At 64.5% G+C, this 21,783-nt stretch carries 19 protein-coding genes and 3 pseudogenes; 12 read left to right on the forward strand and 10 right to left on the reverse strand.

What is annotated here, in order from left to right; all coding sequences use genetic code 11:
* Positions 1–137 precede the first annotated feature (137 nt).
* The 4 genes and pseudogenes from prpF to G4G28_RS28910 all read left to right on the forward strand — a co-directional run.
* Positions 138–1,327: pseudogene (prpF, locus tag G4G28_RS08105) on the forward strand (2-methylaconitate cis-trans isomerase PrpF).
* A 264-nt stretch (positions 1,328–1,591) separates the two neighbouring features.
* Complete coding sequence (locus tag G4G28_RS08110) at positions 1,592–1,816, forward strand: hypothetical protein (RefSeq protein WP_183108229.1); 225 nt, start codon at positions 1,592–1,594, stop codon at positions 1,814–1,816.
* A 444-nt stretch (positions 1,817–2,260) separates the two neighbouring features.
* A pseudogene (locus G4G28_RS28905) lies at positions 2,261–2,521 on the forward strand (PAS domain-containing protein); the annotation flags it as partial.
* Between the two features lie 7 nt (positions 2,522–2,528).
* Positions 2,529–4,361, forward strand: a pseudogene (locus G4G28_RS28910) (diguanylate cyclase domain-containing protein); the annotation flags it as partial.
* A gap of 25 nt (positions 4,362–4,386) precedes the next feature.
* Here the strand turns inward: G4G28_RS28910 and xth are convergent.
* A complete protein-coding gene (xth, locus tag G4G28_RS08120; RefSeq protein WP_182991554.1) occupies positions 4,387–5,151 on the reverse strand; it encodes an exodeoxyribonuclease III in 765 nt (254 codons plus the stop codon).
* A gap of 449 nt (positions 5,152–5,600) precedes the next feature.
* On the opposite strand from xth, the gene G4G28_RS08125 reads away from it, so the two are divergent.
* Together G4G28_RS08125 and G4G28_RS08130 are read left to right on the forward strand one after the other, a co-directional pair.
* Positions 5,601–5,945 (forward strand): hypothetical protein, encoded by a 345-nt coding sequence (locus tag G4G28_RS08125; protein ID WP_182991555.1) that lies wholly within the window; start codon positions 5,601–5,603, stop codon positions 5,943–5,945.
* 11 nt (positions 5,946–5,956) lie between these two features.
* Positions 5,957–6,148 (forward strand): DUF1653 domain-containing protein, encoded by a 192-nt coding sequence (locus G4G28_RS08130; RefSeq protein ID WP_182991556.1) that lies wholly within the window; start codon positions 5,957–5,959, stop codon positions 6,146–6,148.
* Between the two features lie 347 nt (positions 6,149–6,495).
* Here G4G28_RS08130 and G4G28_RS08135 read toward each other — a convergent pair whose 3' ends face one another.
* Positions 6,496–7,992, reverse strand: a complete 1,497-nt coding sequence (locus tag G4G28_RS08135) for a leucyl aminopeptidase (RefSeq protein ID WP_182991557.1) — start codon at positions 7,990–7,992, stop codon at positions 6,496–6,498.
* A 91-nt stretch (positions 7,993–8,083) separates the two neighbouring features.
* Between G4G28_RS08135 and lptF the strand changes: the two genes are divergently transcribed.
* The 3 genes from lptF (at position 8,084) to G4G28_RS28065 (ending at position 10,803) form a co-directional block, all read left to right on the forward strand.
* Entirely contained in the window at positions 8,084–9,232 is a 1,149-nt protein-coding gene (lptF, locus tag G4G28_RS08140; RefSeq protein WP_182991558.1) for an LPS export ABC transporter permease LptF, read from the forward strand.
* Positions 9,229–10,422 (forward strand): LPS export ABC transporter permease LptG, encoded by a 1,194-nt coding sequence (gene lptG / locus G4G28_RS08145; RefSeq protein ID WP_182991559.1) that lies wholly within the window; start codon positions 9,229–9,231, stop codon positions 10,420–10,422. Before lptF ends, lptG begins: the two co-directional genes overlap by 4 nt.
* A 144-nt stretch (positions 10,423–10,566) precedes the next feature.
* Positions 10,567–10,803, forward strand: coding sequence for a sirohydrochlorin chelatase (locus tag G4G28_RS28065; protein ID WP_308601965.1), 237 nt, complete (start codon positions 10,567–10,569; stop codon positions 10,801–10,803).
* A 58-nt stretch (positions 10,804–10,861) separates the two neighbouring features.
* Here G4G28_RS28065 and yghU read toward each other — a convergent pair whose 3' ends face one another.
* Positions 10,862–11,704 (reverse strand): glutathione-dependent disulfide-bond oxidoreductase, encoded by an 843-nt coding sequence (gene yghU, locus G4G28_RS08155; protein ID WP_182991560.1) that lies wholly within the window; start codon positions 11,702–11,704, stop codon positions 10,862–10,864.
* 351 nt (positions 11,705–12,055) lie between these two features.
* Here yghU and G4G28_RS08160 point away from each other — a divergent pair, with 351 nt between their 5' ends.
* Positions 12,056–12,490, forward strand: a complete 435-nt coding sequence (locus tag G4G28_RS08160; RefSeq protein WP_183108230.1) for a hypothetical protein — start codon at positions 12,056–12,058, stop codon at positions 12,488–12,490.
* 112 nt (positions 12,491–12,602) lie between these two features.
* On the opposite strand, the gene cobA is transcribed toward G4G28_RS08160, so the two are convergent.
* Genes cobA through G4G28_RS08190 form a run of 6 tightly spaced genes read right to left on the reverse strand, consistent with a single transcriptional unit; the run spans position 12,603 to position 18,636 of the window.
* Complete coding sequence (cobA, locus tag G4G28_RS08165) at positions 12,603–13,364, reverse strand: uroporphyrinogen-III C-methyltransferase (protein WP_183108231.1); 762 nt, start codon at positions 13,362–13,364, stop codon at positions 12,603–12,605.
* Between the two features lie 12 nt (positions 13,365–13,376).
* Positions 13,377–14,696, reverse strand: coding sequence for a sulfate adenylyltransferase subunit 1 (locus G4G28_RS08170; protein WP_182991563.1), 1,320 nt, complete (start codon positions 14,694–14,696; stop codon positions 13,377–13,379).
* Positions 14,696–15,634: a sulfate adenylyltransferase subunit CysD gene (gene cysD / locus G4G28_RS08175; RefSeq protein WP_182991564.1), complete on the reverse strand. Its 939-nt coding sequence runs from the start codon at positions 15,632–15,634 to the stop codon at positions 14,696–14,698. Before cysD ends, G4G28_RS08170 begins: the two co-directional genes overlap by 1 nt.
* A gap of 28 nt (positions 15,635–15,662) precedes the next feature.
* Entirely contained in the window at positions 15,663–16,379 is a 717-nt protein-coding gene (locus tag G4G28_RS08180) for a phosphoadenylyl-sulfate reductase (RefSeq protein ID WP_182991565.1), read from the reverse strand.
* Between the two features lie 18 nt (positions 16,380–16,397).
* Complete coding sequence (locus tag G4G28_RS08185; protein WP_182991566.1) at positions 16,398–16,958, reverse strand: DUF934 domain-containing protein; 561 nt, start codon at positions 16,956–16,958, stop codon at positions 16,398–16,400.
* On the reverse strand, positions 16,951–18,636 hold the full coding sequence (locus tag G4G28_RS08190; RefSeq protein ID WP_182991567.1) for a nitrite/sulfite reductase: 1,686 nt from the start codon (positions 18,634–18,636) through the stop codon (positions 16,951–16,953). The genes G4G28_RS08185 and G4G28_RS08190 overlap by 8 nt, the downstream gene beginning before the upstream one ends.
* 170 nt (positions 18,637–18,806) lie before the next feature.
* Here G4G28_RS08190 and G4G28_RS08195 point away from each other — a divergent pair, with 170 nt between their 5' ends.
* Both G4G28_RS08195 and G4G28_RS08200 read left to right on the forward strand, forming a co-directional pair.
* A complete protein-coding gene (locus tag G4G28_RS08195; RefSeq protein ID WP_182991568.1) occupies positions 18,807–19,745 on the forward strand; it encodes a CysB family HTH-type transcriptional regulator in 939 nt (312 codons plus the stop codon).
* A gap of 8 nt (positions 19,746–19,753) precedes the next feature.
* Positions 19,754–20,404: a class I SAM-dependent methyltransferase gene (locus tag G4G28_RS08200; RefSeq protein WP_182991569.1), complete on the forward strand. Its 651-nt coding sequence runs from the start codon at positions 19,754–19,756 to the stop codon at positions 20,402–20,404.
* 223 nt (positions 20,405–20,627) lie between these two features.
* Here the strand turns inward: G4G28_RS08200 and G4G28_RS08205 are convergent, their stop codons facing one another.
* Entirely contained in the window at positions 20,628–21,668 is a 1,041-nt protein-coding gene (locus G4G28_RS08205; protein WP_182991570.1) for a porin, read from the reverse strand.
* Between the last annotated feature and the right edge of the window lie 115 nt (positions 21,669–21,783).

The following is a 21,783-nucleotide window of genomic DNA, read 5'->3' on the forward strand; positions in this document are numbered from 1 at the left end:
CGGCGGATCGGCTTTAACGACACTGCCACACGCGTTCGTCATTGTAGGGTGGGCACTCTGTGCCCACGCGGGACCAGCGTCACACCGGCCACGCACGGCGAATCGTCGCCCGCATCATCAAACAGGACCACGAACACATGGCACATACTCCCCAAATCAAAATCCCCGCCACCTACATGCGTGGCGGTACCTCGAAAGGTGTGTTCTTCCGCCTCGACGACCTGCCTGAAGCGGCCCGCGTGCCGGGCGCGGTGCGCGACGCGCTCTTGCAACGCGTGATCGGCAGCCCCGACCCCTACGGCAAGCAGATCGACGGCATGGGCGGGGCGACGTCCAGCACCAGCAAGACCGTGATCGTCTCGAAGAGCACCCGTCCCGGCCATGACGTCGACTACCTGTTCGGCCAGGTCTCGATCGACAAGCCTTTCGTCGACTGGAGCGGCAACTGCGGCAACCTGTCCTCGGCGGTGGGCTCGTTCGCAATCAATGCAGGCCTGGTCGCGGACCTGCCGCAAAACGGCATGGCGACCGTACGCATCTGGCAGGCCAATATCGGCAAGACCATCGTCGCCCACGTGCCGGTGACGAATGGCGAAGTGCAGGAAACGGGCGACTTCGAACTCGACGGCGTGACCTTCCCGGCCGCCGAAGTGGCGCTCGAATTCATGGACCCGGCAGCGGACGAGGAGGGTGGCGGTGGAGCGATGTTCCCGACCGGGAACCTGGTCGACGACCTCGAGGTTCCAGGCCTGGGCGTCGTCAAGGCCACCATGATCAATGCCGGCATCCCCACCATCTTTGTGAACGCCGCCGACATCGGCTATACCGGCACCGAACTGCAGGATGCGATCAATGGCGATCCGCGCGCGCTGGCGCTGTTCGAAACCATCCGCGCCCACGGCGCCGTGCGCATGGGCCTCATCAAGCATGTCGACGAGGCGGCCAAGCGCCAGCACACGCCGAAGGTCGCCTTCGTGGCGCCGCCCGCGGGCTATACCTCGTCGAGCGGCAAGGAAGTGGCGGCCGCCGACATCGACCTGCTGGTGCGTGCACTCTCCATGGGCAAACTGCACCACGCGATGATGGGCACGGCGGCGGTCGCCATCGGTACGGCTGCCGCGGTGCCGGGCACGCTGGTGAACCTCGCGGCGGGCGGCGGCAAGCCGGGCGCGGTACGCTTCGGCCACCATCCGGCACGCTGCGCGTGGGTGCCGAGGCGGTCGAGAAGAACGGCCAGTGGAGCGTCACCAAGGCGGTGATGAGCCGCGCAGCGCGCGTGCTGATGGAAGGCTGGGTGCGCGTGCCGGGCGAGGTGCTCGGCGCCTAGCACACAGCCGTCCAGGGGCCTGCAGCAGCCGGGTCGGCGCCATCTGTGCGCCGGCCCGGCTTTTTTGTCTATACAGGCCCTTTACCCATCCCTCATGGTTTATCATTGGGCAACTTTTGTGGCCGATGGGGCCACGCGCACGGAACTACCCCTGATGGACCGAATTTCAAGCAAACCCGCCGGCATCGCCGAGGCCCTGGACCTGATTGCGGCACCCGCCTGTGCCTGCGACGCCGGGGCCTCGTTTTCGCCGCCAATGCCGCCATGGCCACCCTCAGCGGCAGGCCGGTGGAAGGGCGCGCGCTGCCCGAGCTGTTTGCCGGGCGCGCCGCCCGGATTGCCGCGATCGAGCTGCGCAAATCGATGCGGCGCGAACGCGCATGGCAGGCCGTGCTGGCGACGCAGGGCGGCGACCGGGCGGTCCAGGTCAGTTCCCCGCCCCCTGCCTCAAGGGAGCGGCGCGCCAGGTGCGACCTTCGTCTTCCATGACATGACGGCGCGCGAAGCGCAAGCCTCGGCCTTGCGCACCACCGTGCTCGAGCAGAAGGCCATCCTCGATCACGCGCCGCTCGGCATCGGCTTCACCAAGGCGGGCGTGCTCATGGAATGCAACGTGCATCTGGCCGACATGGTCGGCTATCGCGTCGCCGACCTGGTCGGGCGCGACCTCGGCACGATGTTCCCCTCCAGCCCCGACTTCCAGCACCTGCGCGACGAGGCGCTGGGGGCGCTGGCGCAGGGCGGCATCTACGAAAGAGCGAATACCCTTTCCGCCGCCGCGACGGCTCCCTGTTCTGGGCACGCTTGCGCGCCAGTGCCGTGGTGCCGGGACGGCGCGAGGCCGGCATCGTCTGGACCGTCGAGGACATCGGCGAGAAATTCCAGGCCCAGCGCGAGCTGCAGGCGTTGATGGACAACGCCTCGCTGGCGATCATGTTCACGCGCGCGCAGCGCGTCAAGCGCTTCAACGCGGGCTTCCTGGCCCTGTTCGGCTACAGCGCGGCCGAGAGCGTCGACCTGCCCGTGCAGCAGCTGCATCCGGACGCGGACGCGTTCGCGCGCATGGCGGCAGCCTCGTACCCGCTGTTCGCGCAGGGGCGCACCTACGAGGACGAAGCCGAAGTCGCGCGCAAGGACGGCACCCGCGTCTGGGTCAAGGTGATCGGCTACGCCGTCGATCCGGATGACCTGGACCAGGGCTATGTCTGGATCGTCGAGGACCGCTCGCGCCAGAAGCGCGACGAGCAGTCGCTGCGCGAGGCGCTGCTGGAGAACCAGGCCATCCTCGATACCGCGGTACTGGGCATCGCCGTGGTCGAGAACGGCCGCACGCTGCATTGCAACCGCAAGATGGAAGAGCTGTTTGGCTGCGTACCCGGCCAGATCCAGGGCGCCAGCGTGCGCTCGCTGTATCCCGGCGTGGACGGCTGGCTGGCGGCGCGCCAGGAGACTGCGCGCGACTTTTCAAATGGACGCGTCAGCGTCGGCGAGCACCTGCTGGTGCGGCGCGACGGCACGACTTTCTGGGGGCGCCTGTCGGGACGGCCCTTCGACCTGGACGACCCGCACGGGCGCAGCCTGTGGCTGGTCGACGATGTCACCGCCCAGCGCGCGGCGGCCGAGGAAGTGCGGCGCGCGCGCGACGAACTCGAGGTGCGCGTGGCCGAACGCACGGCCGAACTGGCGGGCGCGAATGCGCTGCTGCAGGAAGAAATCCTCGAGCGGCGCCAGGCCGAGGCGCGCGTGCACCACATGGCCTACCACGACAGCCTGACCGGCCTGCCGAACCGCGCGCTGCTGGCCGACCGCCTCGAGCGCGCCATCCTCGCGGCAACGCGCAACGATGCTCGCCTGGCCGTGATGTTCATCGACCTCGACCGCTTCAAGACGATCAACGATTCGCTCGGCCACGCGACCGGCGACTTCCTGCTCAAGGAAGTCGCCGGCCGGCTGCCGCGCGGTGCGTGCCAGCGACACCGTGGCACGCCTGGGCGGAGACGAGTTCGTGGTGCTCATTCCAGGCGTGCATGGGATCGAAGAGTGCAGCCAGGTCGGCGACAAGATCATCGAGGCGCTGGCCGCGCCGATCCGCTTCGAAGGCCGCAGCCTGCACATCTCGCCCTCGATCGGCATCTGCGTCTATCCGGACGACGGCGGCGACGTCGACATCCTGATGCGCCATGCCGATGCGGCCATGTACCACGCCAAGGCGGCCGGCCGCAACAACTACCAGTTCTTCACCCAGAGCCTCGATGGCGCGGCAACCCGCCGCTTCGAGCTGGAAACGAGCCTGCGCCGCGCGCTCGAGAACGGCGAATTCGAGCCCTTCTACCAGCCGATCATGGACATGGGCACGAACCGCGTGCACGCGCTCGAGGTCCTGCTGCGCTGGCGCCGTCCCGGCCTTGGCCTGGCGCTGCCGGACGAGTTCATCCCCATCCTGGAAGAAAACGGCATGATCGTGCCGGTCGGCGAATGGGTAATCCGGCGCGCCTGCGAACAGAGCATGGCCTGGCAGCGCGCCGGCCTGCCGGCGGTGCCGCTGGCGATCAACCTGTCGGCGCGCCAGTTCATGCACAAGGCGCTGGTGGCCTCGATCCGGCGCATCGTCGACGAAACCGGAATCGACCCGAGCCTGGTGGAGTTCGAGATCACCGAGACCGCGCTGATGCAGCACGGCGAGCAGACGCTCGAGATCCTCGGCCAGATCAACCGCATGGGCATGGCGCTGTCGATCGACGACTTCGGCACGGGGTATTCCAGCCTGGCCTACCTGAAGCGCTTCCCGGTCAGGAAGATCAAGATCGACCGCGCCTTCATCCGCGAGCTCGAGGCCAGCAGCGAAGACCGGGCGATCGTCGCCGCCGTGATGGCGCTGGCGAACAGTTTGCAGCTGCGCGTGGTGGCCGAGGGCGTCGAGACCGAGGAACAACTGGCGCTGCTGCGCACCTACGGCTGCCAGTACGTGCAGGGCTGGCTGTTCGCGCGCGCGCTCGACAGCGAGGCGGCGCAGGCGCTGCTGAGCGCGCAATCGTAAAGCCGGCGCGCCGGCGCCGGGATCAGGCGAGCGTCGCGATGACGGGCGTGTGATCCGACGGCTGCTCCCACTTGCGCGGTTCGCGGTCGATCTCGCAGGCGGTGCAGCGCGCGGCCAGGGCGGGCGAGAGCAGGATGTGGTCGATGCGTAGGCCGCGGTTGCGGCGGAAACCCATCATGCGGTAGTCCCACCAGCTGTACTGCTTCTCGGGCTGCTCGAACAGGCGGAAGGCGTCCACCAGGCCCAGGCCAATCAGCGCCGTCATGGCCGCGCGCTCGCGCTCGGAGCAGTGGATCTTGCCTTCCCATTCGGCCGGGTCGTGCACGTCGCGGTCCTCGGGGGCGATGTTGTAGTCGCCCAGCAGGGCCAGTTGCGGGTGCTGGCGCAGTTCGTCCTCCAGCCACGCATGCAGCGCGTCCAGCCAGGCCATCTTGTAGACATACTTGTCCGAGTCGACCGCCTGGCCGTTCGGGATGTAGGCGCAGACGAAACGCACGCCCTCGACTGTCGCAGCGATGATGCGCTGCTGCTCATCTTGATACCGCGGGTTGTTCCGGACCACATCCTGGAGCGGCGCCTTCGACAGGATGGCCACGCCGTTATAGGTCTTCTGGCCGCTGAAGGCGACGTGGTAACCGGCCGCGTTGATTTCCGCGAGCGGAAATTTATCGTCGGTGAGCTTCGTTTCCTGGAGGCAGAGCACGTCCACCGGACTGGTTTCCAGCCAGCGCAGCAGGTGCGGCAGACGGACTTTCAGGGAATTGACGTTCCAGGTTGCTATTTTCATGTAAATATTCGGTCGTGAGAGGAGAGTCAGGCGTGTTGCATTGGTGCGCAGTATCGATGCTGGCGCCAGATCGTGCAACTTTTCGCAAGTTTTGCGGCCTGCATTCCATCTTGTTATTCGATTTGTATATATATGCGACCAGAAATGATCGCGTAACAAGTTTGTGGTTTAAAATCTATTGTCCGGAGTACAAATTTCTATTTACCGGTAGCGAGAAGTAACAGTTACGGTGTAGCATGTCACATTCCCTAAATATTACCTTTAGGGAATATCCGGTTGTATTTGCATAACTCGCGATGTAATATTTCGATCAGGCGGCATGTGCCGCTACCACCGCCGCGGTGCGCACGATTGGCTTCATGCGTGCATGGCTTTTGCGGTGAATGGTACTATGGTGAAATATTGCTGTATCGATAGCGAGTATTTGTACCCATATGAAAAGGACAGAGATGCGCAGTGCATTTGAAGCATGGGCCCAACGCGATGGCCACATCGTTCGTCGCCGTGAAGACAAGCCCGAGGAATACCTCGTCTACGAAACCCAGCGCCGCTGGGTGATCTGGCAGGCAGCATTGGCACACGGTGCCAAGGCCGCAGGCGAGACCTCGTCGAAATTCGCCGGCGAGGGCGAGGTCAAGGCAATCCAGCCGGACGAAGCAGCGGTACGCAATCGCGTGCTCAACGAAGTCCTGGACGCATTCAGCGACCTCGACGAGAGCGCCGGCATGGAAGGCGTGCTGAAGGTCATCCAGGGCCTGAAGAAGAAGCAGAAGGCCACGGCCGAGCAGGCCTGAATCGAGCACGCTTGATCAAGTATCGTCACTACAAGGGCGGTCTGTACGAGCTGGTCTGCGAGGCCACGCTCGAGGCCGACCTGACGCCGATGATCATCTACCGCGCACACGACGGCTCGATCTGGGCCCGCCCGAGGGCGGTGTTCTTCGAGCTCGTCGAGGTCGACGGCAAGCAGGTGCCGCGCTTCGCGCAGGTAGACTAGCATCGCGGGCCGGCTTTGCCCGGCCTGGGTGGCGTGACATTTAATTTCATTGCTGAGCCGCATCTGAAATAATATTTCAGCTGCGGCCTTCTCGCGTCCGTAGGGTGGGCTCTTGAGCCCACGCGGTATGGTACCGTCGCGTTCTCCGGTATTGGCCGAAGTCCGTGCAGACGGCACGCAGGTTCAGCACCTGCAGTCGAGTTCGGCGTTCGATACGCAGCCGAACCATACCGCGTGGACACAGGTGTCCACCCTACGGTTCTCCCTGTTCGCCTTGCCGGGCCGACGGTGACACCAAAAAAAACGGGCCGCTTTCGCGGCCCGGTTTCATTCCCGGCTCAAACCAATCACACGCGGTTCATCAGGAAAGTCGTCAGCAGCGGCACCGGACGCCCGGTCGCGCCCTTGGCCGCGCCGCTCTTCCACGCCGTACCCGCGATATCCAGGTGGGCCCAGGTGTAGTTGCGGGTGAAGTTCTCCAGGAAGCAGGCCGCCGTGATCGAGGCGCCGCCAGGCGTGCCGATGTTGGCCAGGTCCGCGAAGTTCGACTTGAGCTGCTCGTTGTAGATCTCGCCGATCGGCAGGCGCCATGCGCCGTCGCCGGTTTCCTTGCCGGCGTCCAGCAGTTCGTCGGCCAGGGCGTCGTGGGCGGCGTCGTGGCGGGTGAACAGGCCGCTGTTGTGGTGGCCCAGCGAGACGATGCAGGCGCCGGTCAGCGTGGCGATGTCGACGACGGCCGCCGGCTTGAAGCGCTCGGCGTAGGTGAGGGCGTCGCACAGGATCAGGCGGCCTTCGGCGTCGGTGTTCAGGATTTCGATGGTCAGGCCGTTCATGGCGGTGACGATGTCACCCGGCTTGGTGGCGCGGCCCGACGGCATGTTCTCGCAGGCGGCGACGATGCCGATCACGTTCAGCTTCAGGCCCATCTCGCCGATGGCGCGGAAGGTGCCCAGCACCGACCCGGCGCCGCACATGTCGTACTTCATTTCGTCCATGCCGGGGCCTGGCTTGATCGAGATGCCGCCGGAATCGAAGGTGATGCCCTTGCCGACCAGGACCACGGGCGCGTCCTTCCTGCCGCCGCCCATGTGCTTGAGGACGATGAACTTCGGTGCTTCCTCGCTGCCCTTGGCCACGGCCAGGAAGGAACCCATCTTCAGTGCTTCGAGCTGCTTGCGCTCGAGGACTTCGATCTCGAAATTGAAGTCGTCGGCGAGCTTGCGGGCGACGTTGGCGAGGTAGGTCGGGGTGCAGACGTTCGGCGACAGGTTGCCCAGTTCGCGCGTCAGGTTCATGCCGTTGGCAATCGCGATCGCTTGCGCCAGCGCGGCCTTCGTTTGCGGCGCGGCCAGCGGCATCGCCACGGTGACCTTGCGCACGCCGGTGGAGACCGGATCCTTCTTGCTCTTTTGCGCGTCGGTGCGGAACTCGCCTTCGGTGGCGGCCAGCACAATGCTGCGCAGCGCCCACTCGGGTTCACGCTCTTTCACTTCCGTCATCGGAAATGCGATAATGGCATCTGCCGCACCCAGCGACGCGAACGCCTTGAGCGTGGCGTTGACCGCGGAAGTAAAGGACTTTTCGCTTACCGCCTCATCGGCGCCCATCCCGACCAGCAGCACGCGCGCCGCAGCCACGCCGGCCACGCCACGCAGCAGCAGGGTCGAGCCAGGCTTGCCGGAGATGTCGCCCGACTTCAGTGCCGCGGTGATCTCGCCGGTTTGATCGAGGGCTTTTGCAGCCTGCGACAGTTTCTTGTTTTCGAACACCGCCACTGCCAGGCAGCCGGTCTTGGCTGCGGTCAGGGTGTTTTTTGCGTCGAATGCTTTTATGCTAAAGTCCATTTGATTCTCCGTTTCGTTTTATGCGTGCATTGTGCGCGCAGCGTGCACGCGATGTGTGCACCCCAGCTCAACCTGCAATTATAACTATCGAATGATTTTCCAACGCGCTTTGCATCGTGAACTGGCCAGCGCAGCCGGGGCAACCTTCACGGTCTTGTTCACGGTGTGCGTCACCTGGACCCTGATCGCCATCCTGGGCAGGGCCGCGGGAGGCAGGGTCGCGTCCAGCGACGTGGTGGCATTGATTGCATTCCAATCACTGAATTATCTGCCAACTGTCCTGATCCTCACCAGCTTTATTTCCGTGCTCGTCGCCATCACGCGCAGCTACCGCGATTCCGAGATGGTCGTCTGGTTCGCCTCGGGCCAGTCGCTGCTGGCCTGGATCCGCCCGGTGCTCGTGTTCGGCCTGCCGCTGGTGCTGCTCGTGAGCGCGCTGTCGCTGGTGGTTGCGCCCTGGGCCAAGATGAAGAGCGCGGAATTCATCCAGCGCTTCGAGAAGCGCGAAGACCTGAAACGCGTCGCACCCGGCCAGTTCCGCGAGTCCTCATCGAGCGACCGCGTCTTCTTCGTCGAGGGCAGCACCAACGGGTCGACCGTGGTCAAGAACGTGTTCGTCAGCACCGCGGGAGCGAACAACAGCAATTCGATCGTCGTCGCGCGCGAAGGCGTGGTGGAGTCGGACGGCAAGGGCGGACAGTACCTGGTGCTCAAGAACGGCCGCCGCTACCAGGGCGTGCCGGGCCAGGCCGATTTCCAGTCGATGGAGTTCGAGCGCTACAGCATGCGCGTGGCCACGAAGGTGCCCGTGCTGGGTGCCGACGTGCCGCTCGATGCGCTGTCGATGCCGGCGCTGCTGGCGGTGAAGAACCAGTACACGCGTTCCGAGCTCCTGTCGCGCATCTCGGCGCCGATCGTCTGCCTGCTGCTGGTGCTGCTGGCCATTCCGCTGGGTTTTGTGAATCCGCGCGCCGGCAGCTCGGCCAACCTGATTCTCGCGCTGCTGATCTTCTTCACCTATAACAACCTCGTGAAGATGGTGGAAGCGAGCGTCAAGCAGGGCAAGATCGACTTCGCCGTGGCCTGGTGGCCGCTGCACCTGTTCGTTGCGCTGATCGTGCTGGCCCTGTTTGCCTGGCGCCTGAACGTGAATCACCATTACCACCCGCTGGTGCTGTTCAGCGCCTGGAAACGCCGTCGCCTGCTGGGCAAGACGGCAGGAAAGGCGGTGGCGCCATGAAGGTCCTGCAGCGCTATTTTGCGATCAACATCTCGCAGGCCGTGGTGTTCGTGCTGGTGGCCTTCCTCGGCCTGATCTCCTTCATGGACCTCACCAGCGAGCTGCCCTCGGTAGGCAAGGGCGCCTACACCTTCCAGCACGCGCTGCTGTACGTGGCGCTGATGATTCCCGGTCACGTCTACGAAGTCATGCCCGTTGCCGCGCTGATCGGCACCATCTACGCGATGGCGCAGTTCGCGCAAAGCTCCGAGTTCACCATCATGCGCGCCTCGTCGATGTCGACGCGCATGGCCGGCTGGATGCTGTTCAAGATCGGCATCGTGTTCGTCGTGATCACCTTCATCTTCGGCGAACTGATCACGCCGCGCACGGCGCCGCTGGCCGAACGGGTGCGCCTGTCGGCCAAGGGGGCGACGCTCGCCTCCGAGTTCCGCTCGGGGATGTGGACCAAGGATAACGTGCATGCGGACGTCAAGGAGGGAGGGCGCGGCGCCGTCGTCGGCTCGCGCTTCTTCAATGCGCGCCAGATCCGGCCGGATGGCCAGTTGCTGGACGTGCGCCTCTACGAGTTCGACAATTCGATGCGCATGCGCGCGATCATCACCGCGAAAAGCGCGAGCTTCAGCGGCAACGGCACCTGGCGCCTGCAGGACGTGACGGAGACCCTGTTCTCGAACAGCCGCACGCTGCCCGAGCCGGGCGCGCCGCTCGCGCAAGGACAGACCATCCAGAGCAGCTTTGGCCAGGACACCAGTGCGGTCGCCACGCGCAAGCTGGCCAGCATGGACCTGGTATCGGAAATCACCCCGAAGATCCTGCAGGTGTCGCGGCGCGACCCCGAGCGCATGTCGGCCAACGAACTGGCCGTGTACACGCGCCACCTGGCCGAGAACCGCCAGGAGAGCGAGCGTTTCCGCATCGCGTTCTGGAAGAAGATCGTGGGTCCGCTGGCGATCTTCGTGCTGATGGCGCTGGCGCTGCCCTTCGCCTACCTGCACACCCGCAGCGGCGGCGTCAGCCTGAAAATCTTCATCGGCATCATGATTGGCGTTTCTTACATCCTGATCAATTCGCTGTTTTCGCACCTCGGCATGCTCTCGACCTGGCCGGCCTTCCTCACGGCGGTGGCGCCAAGCCTGCTGTTCCTGCTGATGGCGATCCTGGCGCTGCGCTGGGTGGAGCGGCATTGATGGACGCTTTGCCCAAGCGCGCCCTGGTCCCTGTTCGCGCACGGCGCGCGCGCCGCGCCTCCCGGGCCGCGCCCTTCGAGCGCCTGCGCGACCTGACGCGCACGCCTGCCCGATTGCGCCGTCACGCTGGCGTTTCTCGAACTGATGGAGCCGCGCCTGCCAGACGCGGTTGCCGCGATCATGGCGGAGGGGATCGAGGACGTAACGATCGTGCCGGTCTTCACGGGACAGGGCGGACATTTGCTGCGCGACCTGCCGCTGCTGGCCGAGGGCTTGCGCACGGCGCATCCGGGCTTGCGCCTGAGCGTGGCGGGTGCCGTCGGGGAAGACCCCGGCGTGCTGGCGGCGATGACCGATTATTGCGTGCGCTCGCTCGGGTAGAGAGGGGTGAACGAGGCTCCCGGCCTCATTCAACCCACCCTGCGGTCAGGTCAACACCTCAATCCAGATCCGACGCATCATGGCGCTCGGCCAGCTGCTCCTCAGGATTGCCGAACACCCGATTCACACGCCGTCCACGCTGCACCGCCGGCCGCGCGAACACTTCGTCGGCCCAGCGCCGCACGTGCTCGTATTCGTGCACCGAGAGGAATTCGCCTGCCTGGTACAGTTCCCCGCGTACCATGCCGCCGTACCAGGGCCAGATCGCCATGTCGGCAATCGTGTACTCGTCGCCGGCAACAAAGCGCTGCGTGGCCAGCTGGCGGTTCAGCACGTCGAGCTGGCGCTTCGATTCCATCGCATAGCGGTTGATCGCGTATTCATATTTTTCCGGCGCATAGGCATAGAAGTGGCCGAAGCCGCCGCCCAGGAAAGGTGCCGAGCCCATCTGCCAGAACAGCCAGTTCAGCGTCTCCGTGCGCGCCGGCGCGCTCGTTGGCAGGAAGGCGCCGAATTTCTCCGCCAGATACATCAGGATCGAGCCCGATTCGAACACGCGCACGGGCGTCTCGCCGCTGCGGTCGAGCAGGGCCGGAATCTTCGAATTCGGATTCACCTCGACGAAGCCGCTCGAGAACTGGGCACCTTCGTTGATGCGAATCAGCCAGGCATCGTACTCGGCACCGGTATGGCCGGCTGCCAGCAATTCCTCGAGCATGATCGTCACTTTCACGCCATTCGGCGTCGCCAGCGAGTACAGCTGCAGCGGATGCTTGCCGACCGGAAGTTCCGCTTCGTGGGTGGCGCCGGCGACCGGACGGTTGATGTTGGCGAAGGTGCCGCCTGACGAGGCGGGTGGTACCCAGACTGCGGGCGGAACGTAGTCGGCTTGGTCGCTCATGTGGATCTCCCAGGTAGGATAAACAGGTTGCAATCGCAATCGCAATCGCAGTCGCAGGGGCGCGCAGGCCGCGCCGCCTGGCGATGTCGAAAGCACATGACGAAAGAGCTTACCCGACTCCTGCGCTTTTCGCTGACGGCCCTCAAATGCGGAGGGCACGGGCATGCGTCGCCCCGTGCCGACGCCGAGTCCCGAAGCTGCGCAAACTGCGCCGCGGCGGCAACGAACCGCGCGCACCTTGTTCTTGCTCATGCATCAGGACCGTGTGCGGGTTTGACAGTGCCCGGTAATCCGCCCACACTTCTCGAGCACTTTCGTCCGCGTCCGCCTTCCCAACCAACAGGGTCGCACATGCTCCCAGCCATCCTCAAGCACATCGTTGCCACGCTGCGCCGCTTCGGCTCGGGCGAGGCAGATTTTCTCGATGGCCTGCGGCTGCCTGGCGGGCTGTTCGCGCAAACGCGCTGTGCGCGCCGCATCGATGCCACCGCCCGCCGCATCGCCGCGATGGGCGTGAAGATCGGCCGCTTGTCCGGGCGCCTGCATGCACGGGCGATCCCCGGCCTGGTCGACGCCGACCGCAGCCTGCGGCGCATGCTGGGCGAATTGCGCGAAGACCTGGGCGGCATGCGCCGCGACCTGGCGCTGTGGCATGTGCGCGAGTGCCATGGACGCGCCGGCGCGCGCCTGGAAACGGCGATCGCGCAGTTGAACCGTATCGCATCCGAAACCCAGGCCGCGGCCGAACGCCTGGTGCAGGAAATCGAGGAATACGACCGGGCCTAGGCTGGGCGCGCCTGGCGGCGCGCCGACGCGGGGACGGTTTGCAGTGACTTCATCCGGAACGATGCCGTAACGAGCGGCGAACAAGGGCGGCTGGCGTGCCCGCCACCATCAACTATCCCCGGGTCGGCAAAGCTCCCGCTGCGGAGCTTTGCCGACCCTGGGTCTGGTGTTCGCGCAGGCGCAGGGCTTCGCCGATCATCACCAGCACCGGGCCATGGGCCGTGCCCAGGCCCCGTGCCAGGTCCGTCAGGGTGAGGCGCTCGATGCGCTCGTCATGGCGGCTGCAGTTTTCCACCACCACCACGGGCGTATCGGCGCTGCGGCCCCGGGCCAGCAGGCGTTCGGCGGTGGCGGCGGCTTCGCGGCCGCCCATGTACTGGATCAGGGTGTCGGTATGGGGCAGAGCCGGGTGTTCCGGCTGGTCGGGGGCGGTGCTGGAGGTGAAGAAGGCGACGCTGCGGGCGACGCCGCGCCGTGTCAGCGGCGCCTTGGTGACGGCCGCCGCCGCGACCGCGGTGGTGATCCCGGGGACGATCTCGACCTCGATGCCTTCGCTCTCCAGCGCGCGCAATTCCTCGTCGGCGCGGCCGAACAGCATCGGGTCGCCGCCCTTCAGGCGCACGACAAGACGGTACTCGCTGGCGCAATCGACCAGCAGGCGGTTGATCGCTTCCTGGGCCGTTGAGCGCTGGCCGGAACGTTTGCCCACCGAAATGAGCGTGGCCTGTGAACACAGTTCCAGCATCTCGGGGGTGACCAGTGCGTCGTAGAGCACGACGTCGGCCTGGGCCAGCAGCCGCGCGCCGCGCACCGTGATCAAGTCGGCAGCGCCAGGGCCGGCGCCAATCAGGTAGACCTTGCCCATCCCCGCCATGCACCGCTCCTGTTATTCGCCTAAACGAATCATACCCGCGGCAACGGTCTGGTGCGTCACTTCATCGATCAGGATGAATGCGCCTGTAGCGCGGATGTCGGCATAGGCGTCGGCCGCCAGCGGCTGCTGCACGCTCAAACCGATGCGCGCGATGTCGTTCAGCTTCAGGCCGTCCGCAGGGTGGCGTTGCTGGGTGTTGATATCCAGCAGCGTGTCGACCCTGGTCACCTTGGCCGCCGTCTGGCGCGTGCCGTGCTTGATCCAGTACTTGCGGCGCGCATCGAGCGGCTCGTCCGACATCCAGCACACGTCCGCCACCACCTGCTTGAGCAAGGTTGCCGGCGCATCGGCACCAGCGAGCGTATCGCCGCGCGAGATGTCCAGGTATTCGTTCAGCAGCAGCGTCACCGACTGGCCGGCGGCGGCCGTATCGAGCGAACCGTCGAAGGTCAGGATTTCCTTGACGGTTGCGCTCTGGCCGGAAGGCTGGACCACCAACTTGTCGCCGACGGCAACGCTGCCCGACTCGATACGGCCCATGTAGCCGCGGAAGTCGTTGGCCTCATGGCCGTTGTGGCGGGCCACTAACTGCACCGGGAAACGGAAGGGCGCATCGTGGGCTTCGTCGTAGACCGAGATGTCTTCCAGCAGTTCGATCAGGGTCGGGCCGGTGTACCAGTCCATCCTGGCCGAGCGATCGACGACGTTATCACCGGACAGGGCCGACAGCGGAATCGCGGTCACGTCCTTCAGCCCGAGCGACTGGGCGAATTCGCCGTAAGCCTTGACGATGCGGTCATAGACGGCCTGGTCGTAGTTCACCAGGTCCATCTTGTTGACGGCCACGATCACGTGCTCGATCTGCAGCAGCTTGGCGATCGTCGAATGGCGCTTGGTCTGGATCAGCAAGTCCACGCCGCCATCCTCGCGCAGCTTCACTTTCGACACGTCGACCAGGATGATCACCGCGTCCGCGGTCGAGGCGCCGGTCACCATGTTGCGGGTGTACTGCTCGTGGCCCGGGGTGTCGGCAATGATGAACTTGCGCTTGGGCGTGGCGAAATAGCGGTAGGCCACGTCGATCGTGATGCCCTGTTCGCGCTCGGCTTCCAGGCCGTCGGTCAGGAGCGACAAATCGATGGTGTCGCCGACGGTGCGCTTGTGCTTCGAGCGCGAGACGGCCGCCAGCTGGTCGGCGAAGATGCCCTTGCTGTCGTAGAGCAGGCGTCCGATCAGCGTGCTCTTGCCGTCGTCGACGGAACCGGCCGTGATGAAGCGCAGCAGGCTGTGTTGGGTCAGTTTATCGTAGGGGGAGTCGATGCGGGCGTTCATCAGAAATATCCTTGCTTCTTGCGTTTTTCCATCGAGGCTTCCGAGGTCTGGTCATCCATCCTGGTCGCGCCGCGCTCGGTGACTTGCGTCACGGCGGTTTCGGCGATGATGGCCTCGACCGTGCTGGCGGTCGACGATACCGGGCAGGTGCAGGAGATGTCGCCGACGGTGCGGAAGCGGACCGTTTGCGTTTCGACCGTCTCGCCTTCCTTCGCCGGGGTCAGCGGGGTCAATGGCACCAGCAGGCCATTGCGCGGAATCACCTGGCGCTCGTGGGCGAAATAGATCGGCGGCAGGGCCAGCTTTTCACGGGCGATGTACTGCCACACGTCCAGTTCCGTCCAGTTCGAGATCGGGAACACGCGCATGTTTTCGCCCGGGTGGACGCGGGTGTTATACAGGTCCCACAGTTCCGGACGCTGGGCCTTCGGGTCCCACTGGCCGAATTCGTCGCGGAAGGAGAAGATGCGCTCCTTGGCGCGGGCCTTTTCCTCGTCGCGGCGGGCGCCGCCGATGCAGGCGTCGAATCCGTGTTCGGCGATGGTTTCCAGCAGCGTCACGGCCTGGGCCGCGTTGCGCGAATCGGTGGCCGGGTTACGCAGGCGCACGGTGCCCTTCCTGATCGAGTCCTCGACCGAGCCGACGATCAGGCGCTCGCCGAGCTCAAGCACGCGTGCATCGCGGAAGGCGATCACTTCGTCGAAATTGTGGCCGGTGTCGATGTGCACCAGCGGGAAGGGGAATTTGCCGGGGCGGAAGGACTTTTCGGCCAGGCGCAGCAGTACCACCGAGTCCTTGCCGCCCGAGAACAGCAGGGCCGGATTGCTGCATTCGGCCGCCACTTCGCGCAGGATGTGGATCGCTTCGGATTCGAGGGCGTCGAGGTGGCGCGCGTTGACGTCGGCGAGGATGCCGGTCGTATCTTGGAGATTCGTCATGGGTTCTGCCTTGTGTTCATGCTGTGGCTCAGGGGGCCACGGATTTGATACGGATCAGTTTGCCGTCGACCACATGCAAGCCGCATTCCTTGGACTCGGGGTTTTCCCACCACCAGCGGCCGGCGCGCACGTCCTCGCCCGGCTGGACCGCGCGGGTGCAGGGTTCGCAGCCGATCGAGGGGTAGCCGCGGTCATGCAGGGCGTTATACGGCACGTCGTTGGCGCGGATGTATTCCCACACTTCCTCTTCGGTCCAGTCCACCAGCGGATTGAACTTGGTCATGAAGTGGGCCGGATCGTCTTCCTCGACGCGCAGGTCGGAACGGGTGGACGACTGGGCGCGGCGCTGGCCGGTAATCCAGGCCTTGTTGCCGAGCAGCGCACGGCCGAGGGGCTCGACCTTGCGCACGCGGCAGCATTCACGGCGCATCTCGACGCTGTCGTAGAAGGCGTTCAGGCCGTTGGCGGCGACATAGGCGTCCACCGCTTCCGTCTCCGGGCGGAACAGCGCGATCTCATAGCCATACTTCGCCTTGACGGCATCGAGCACCGCCAGGGTTTCCTTGTGCAGGCGGCCGGTCTCCAGCGAGAAGATGCCGATCGGCAGCTTCGCTTTCAGGATCAGGTCGGTCAGCACCATGTCTTCCGCCGCCAGGCTGGAGGCGAACACGGCGGGCGAATGGTCGGCCGCGATGCGTGCCAGGATCGCCTGGGTTTCTGCGACGCGGTGGGCGAGGGCGCTCATAAGGTATCCAATGCGTCCTTAAATGCCGGCGCCAATGTCGGCGTGTTCCGGCGGGATGTCGCGTTCCTTGCGGCGGAACAGCGGCAGCGGCTGGTCGACCGACGCCTGGTAGGTTTCCGAGAACACGGTCAGGCCTTTCAGCGCGTCATGGATCGAACGGTCCTTGCGCGGGGCGTAAGCGTTGAAGCCCACCCGCGACATCGAGAACAGCTGGTCGCGCAGCACGTCGCCGATCGCACGCAGTTCGCCCGTATAGCCCAGGCGCTTGCGCAGGTTGTAGGCGATCGAGTAGCCGCGGCCATCGGAAAACTTCGGGAAGTCCACGCCGATGACGGCGAAGCGCTCGGCCTCGCCCTTGAGCATTTCGAAACGCTCGTCGGCGGCCAGCCACACGCCCAGTTCGGCGCGTTGCGAGAGCGTCTCTTTCTGCGCCAGCCAGACCGTCAAGGGCACGATGACCTTGCCTTCAGGGATGGTGACGCTCCCGGCGGCCTCTCCCTCTTCCAGGCGCAGCACGCGCCAGTCGTCGGCCACGACTTCACGGCCGCGGATGATGTGTGAGTGCACTACTTCAAGCATGGTCTTCCCCAACAAGTTCGCCTTTTGAAATCGGCGTCGCATACACGTGTTCCTTGAATGGCGTAATGCCCAGGCGCTGCGCCGTTTCGGCGAAACGCTCGCCTTCGAAACGGTTCTGCACATACACGTTCAGGAGGCGGTCGATCACTTCCGGCATCTGGTGCGCCGAGAACGAGGGGCCGATGATCTTGCCGATCGCCGAGTTGTTGCCCTGGGCGCCGCCAATCGACACCTGGTACCACTCGCTGCCGTCCTTGTCGACGCCCAGCACGCCAATCGACCCGACGTGGTGGTGGCCGCAGGCGTTGATGCAGCCCGAGATGTTCAGTTCGATCTCGCCGATGTCGTGCTGGAAGTCGAGGTCGTCGAAACGCTCCGCAATGGCGGCCGCGATCGGGATCGATTTCGCGTTCGCCAGCGAGCAGAAGTCGCCGCCCGGGCAGGAAATGATGTCCGTCAGGAGGCCAATGTTCGGCGTCGCCAGGCCCTTCGACTTGGCCAGCTGCCAGACCGCGAACAGATCAAGCTGCTTCACATCCGCCAGCACCAGGTTCTGTTCGTGGGTCACGCGCAGTTCGCCGAAGCTGTACTTGTCGGCGAGATCGGCCACGAAATCCATCTGCTCGGCGGTGGCATCGCCCGGCGGCACGCCGGTTTTCTTCAGCGACAGCACGACCGACGCATAGCCCGGTACCTTGTGCGGCTTGACGTTGCGGCTCAGCCAGTTGGCGAAAGCCTTGTTCTCAGGCTGAGCGGCCAGCGGGTCGATCGCGGGCAGGGTCTCGTAGGCCGGGGCCTCGAAATAGGCCGCGACGCGGTCGTATTCTTCCTGGGTCAGGGTTTCCGGACCATCCTTCAGGTCTTGCCACTCTTCTTCGACCATGCGCGCGAATTCCTCCACGCCCAGGGATTTCAGCAGGATCTTGATGCGGGCCTTGTACTTGTTGTCGCGGCGGCCGTACGAGTTGTACACGCGCATCACGGCTTCGGTATAGGTCAGCAGGTGTTGCCAGGGCAAAAAGTCGCGGATCACGCTGCCCAGGATCGGCGTACGGCCCATGCCGCCGCCGGCCATGAACTTGAAGCCGACTTCGCCCGCTTCGTTCTTCACCAGGGTCAGGCCGATGTCGTGGATGGCGATGGCGGCGCGGTCTTCCACGGCGCCATTGATCGCCACCTTGAATTTACGCGGCAGGGCGATGAATTCGGGGTGGAAAGTGCTCCACTGGCGCAGGATCTCGGCGAAGGGGCGCGGATCCATCAGCTCGTCAGCCGCGACACCGGCGAACTCGTCGGTGGTAATGTTGCGGATGCAATTGCCCGACGTTTGGATCGCGTGCATTTCGACGGACGCCAGGTCGGTCAGGATGTCCGGGGTCTGTTCCAGCTCGATCCAGTTGTACTGGATGTTCTGGCGCGTGGTGAAGTGGCCGTAGCCGCGGTCGTACTTGCGCGCGATGTGGGCGAACATGCGCATCTGCTTCGACGACAGCAGGCCGTAGGGCACGGCAACGCGCAGCATGTAGGCGTGGCGCTGCATGTACAGGCCGTTCTGCAGGCGCAGCGGCAGGAACTCTTCTTCGGTCAACTCGTCGTTCAGGCGGCGTGCCACCTGGTCGCGGTACTGCGCAATGCGCTCGCGGATGATGAGATGGTCGTATTGGTCGTAGCGGTACATAAATTAATCCCGGGATAGTCGGGCTGAAGGGCCCGGTAAGCTAGCCTGAATGGTAAGCCCGCACAGCTTTATTCCAAACGACTGACAATTTATTTGCTTATATACGGTAAGGGCATAAGCAATCGCATAAAATACGCCTTGGCTATCTACCATCACACATAACAACAGGAATGAACCTTCACCAACTGCGTTTCGTGCGCGAAGCCGTGCGCCAGAACTACAACCTGACCGATGCCGCCAAGGCCCTGTTCACCTCGCAGCCGGGCGTGTCGAAAGCCATCATCGAGCTCGAGGAAGAGCTCGGCGTCGACATCTTCACCCGCCATGGCAAGCGCATCCGCGGCCTGACCGAGCCCGGGCGGCTGGTACTGGCCTCGGTCGAGCTGATCATGCAGGAAATCGACAGCCTGAAACGCATCGGCAAGGAATACGCCGCCCACGATAGCGGCAGCTTCACGATTGCCACCACGCATACCCAGGCGCGCTACATGCTGCCGAAAGTGGTGCAGGCCTTCATGGGCAAGTTCCCGAAAGTGCGCCTGTCCCTGCTTCAAGGTAATCCAAAGCAGATCGCTGACATGGTGAAAAACGGCCAGGCTGACCTGGCGATCGCCACCGAGTCGATTGCCGCCGTCGACGGCCTGATCACCTTGCCCTGCTATCAGTGGGAGCACGTGCTGGTGGTGCCGCCGGAACACGAGTTGCTGCGTTCGAAAGCCGTGTCGCTGGAAGAAATCGCGACTTACCCGCTGATCACCTACGACGCGGCCTTTGCCGGACGCAGCAAGATCGATCATGCGTTTTCCCTGCGCGAACTGAAGCCCGACGTGCTGCTGGAAGCCATCGACGCCGACGTCATCAAGACCTATGTGGAGCTGGGCATGGGCGTGGGCATCATCGCCGGCATGGCCTTCGATGCCGAACGCGACCGCAACCTGCGCGCCATTCCCGTGGGTCACCTGTTCGGCATGAACGTCTCGCGCGTGGCCGTGAAGCAGGGCGCCTACCTGCGCAGCTATATCTATACTTTCATCGAGCTGCTGGCACCCGTGCTGAACCGCAAGATGGTCGAGGCCGCCATGCGCGGCGGCGAAAACTACGAGCTGTAAGAGAAAACATGAGCAATCAACAAGTCGCACAATACTATGCCCTGCTGGGCGAAGCCCTCGAGGACAAATACCTCGAGCCGGACATGGACGAAGACATCGACGACATGAGCATCCACCTGGCCAGCCTGCTGGCGGGGCACAAGGTGCTCGAGCTCGGCTGCGGCGCCGGTTTCTGGACCGAGGTCGTGGCCGAAGCGGCCGAGTCGGTGCTGGCGGTGGACATCAATGCCAACCTGGTCGATATCGCGCGTTCGCGTGAGATGCCGGAAGGGAAAGTGGGCTTCCGCGTGGCCGATGCGCTCGACCTGCCGGAAGATATCGGCAAGTTCACCGCGGTGCTGGTCAGCTTCCTGTGGTCGCACCTGAACAAGGGCGAGCAGGAAAAGCTGCTGGCCACCCTCAAGAAGCGGCTGGGCAAGGACGTGTTGCTGGTAATTTTGGACGATTCGTTCGTCGAAGGCTTCAGCGAAACGATCGCCCGTACCGATGCCGAGGGCACGACTTACCAGATCGTCACCGCGCCCGAAGGTGAACGTTTCGAGCTGCCCAAGAGCTACCAGTCCGACAGCGCGCTGCGCAAGCGGCTCGGTGCTGCCGGCAAGGAGATCAAGATCGAACGGGTGGAGTTTTTCTGGATTTTGACGTGCAGGTTGAAGTGATTCGCTAGCTGCAGATCTTTGTAGGGTGGGCTCTCGAGCCCACGCGGTCCGACGGATGAGAGTCGAGTCGGCTCTTGGAAAAGCCGCCGTGGCGAGCGCACTCTGCGCACCATGCATGGGTTCAACCGCGTGGGCTCGAGAGCCCACCCTACGCCCATCTCAACATCCGTGGCCAAAAAAAACGCGCGTGGTTTCACGCGCGTTTTTCATTTCAGGCAACCAATCAGAACGAGTGGCGTACCCCCAGCGTGAACACGCTCGGATCCGCCCCCGCCACCGTCACCGGTGTCGCCCCGGTCGTGGTCGGCGTCACACTGGTCGATGACGAATTCAACCCGAAGCTGGCCAACCCATTGTTGCGCATCGAACCGTAGGTGGTGTACACGTTGGTGCGTTTCGACAGTGCGTAGGTGTAGGCAAGCGCCCAGGCATTGCCCTTGGCATCGCCGCGCGCGGTCTCGACCTGGTTGCGCTGCAGGTTCACGAAGAACTTGTTCGAGCCCATCGTATAAGCCGCGCCCAGGTTGACCTGCTCGAACTTGTTGCTGGCGCCGGCCTGGTCGGCCGACAGGTAGTTGGCCTTCAGGTCGATGTCGCCGATCTTGACGCCCGCGCCGAAGGCCATTTCCTTGTCGTCCTCGACCGCCAGGCGCTCGAGGCGGTGGTAGCCGGCGCCCGCGTAGAAGGGGCCGTTCGCGTATTCCAGCGCCACGCCCATCAGGTCGCCCGACGGGTCGACCGTGCGCTCGCCGGCCGAGTACGCGGCCAGCAGGCTGAAACCGGCCATCGGCGCGCTCTTGAAGTTCACGGAATTGCTCAGGCGGCGTGTCAGGCGGTTGGCGGTGAAGGCGGACAAATTGCTGCCATAGAAGCCCTGGCCGAAGACGTCGGTTGCCGCGGCCACCGAGGCGATCGGGCTGTATTCGCGGCCCACCGTCACCTGGCCGAAGCTGCCCTGCAGGCCGACGATCGAGCGGCGGCCGAACAGCGCCGAATCGGCAGCGCCGGTGTCGATGGACACGCCCGCCTCGATGTTGAAGATGGCCTTCAGGCCGTTCCCCAGTTCCTCGGTCCCGCGAAAGCCGAGGCGGCTGCTCGACTGGTTGCCCGAGTTGATGACGGTACGGCGGCCTTCGCCCGGCACGTCGGTGTCCTCGACGGCGACCGCGGCGTCCATGATGCCGTAGAGGGTGACGTTGGTCTGGGCCTGCGCGAACAGGGGGAGGGACGCGATCAGCGCAGCGGCCAGGGCTTTGTATTGCATGGAAATCTCCAATAAGGTGGCGAAGGGTTCCGCTTGCCGTTCTGGCAAGCTCAACTTCGAGCATCTTATCGAAGCAATATTTCTGGTTGATGACAGGTTGGCATCCGCCGGCGGC

The sequence above is a fragment of the Massilia sp. Dwa41.01b genome (assembly GCF_014171775.1).
GTDB lineage: Bacteria > Pseudomonadota > Gammaproteobacteria > Burkholderiales > Burkholderiaceae_D > Telluria.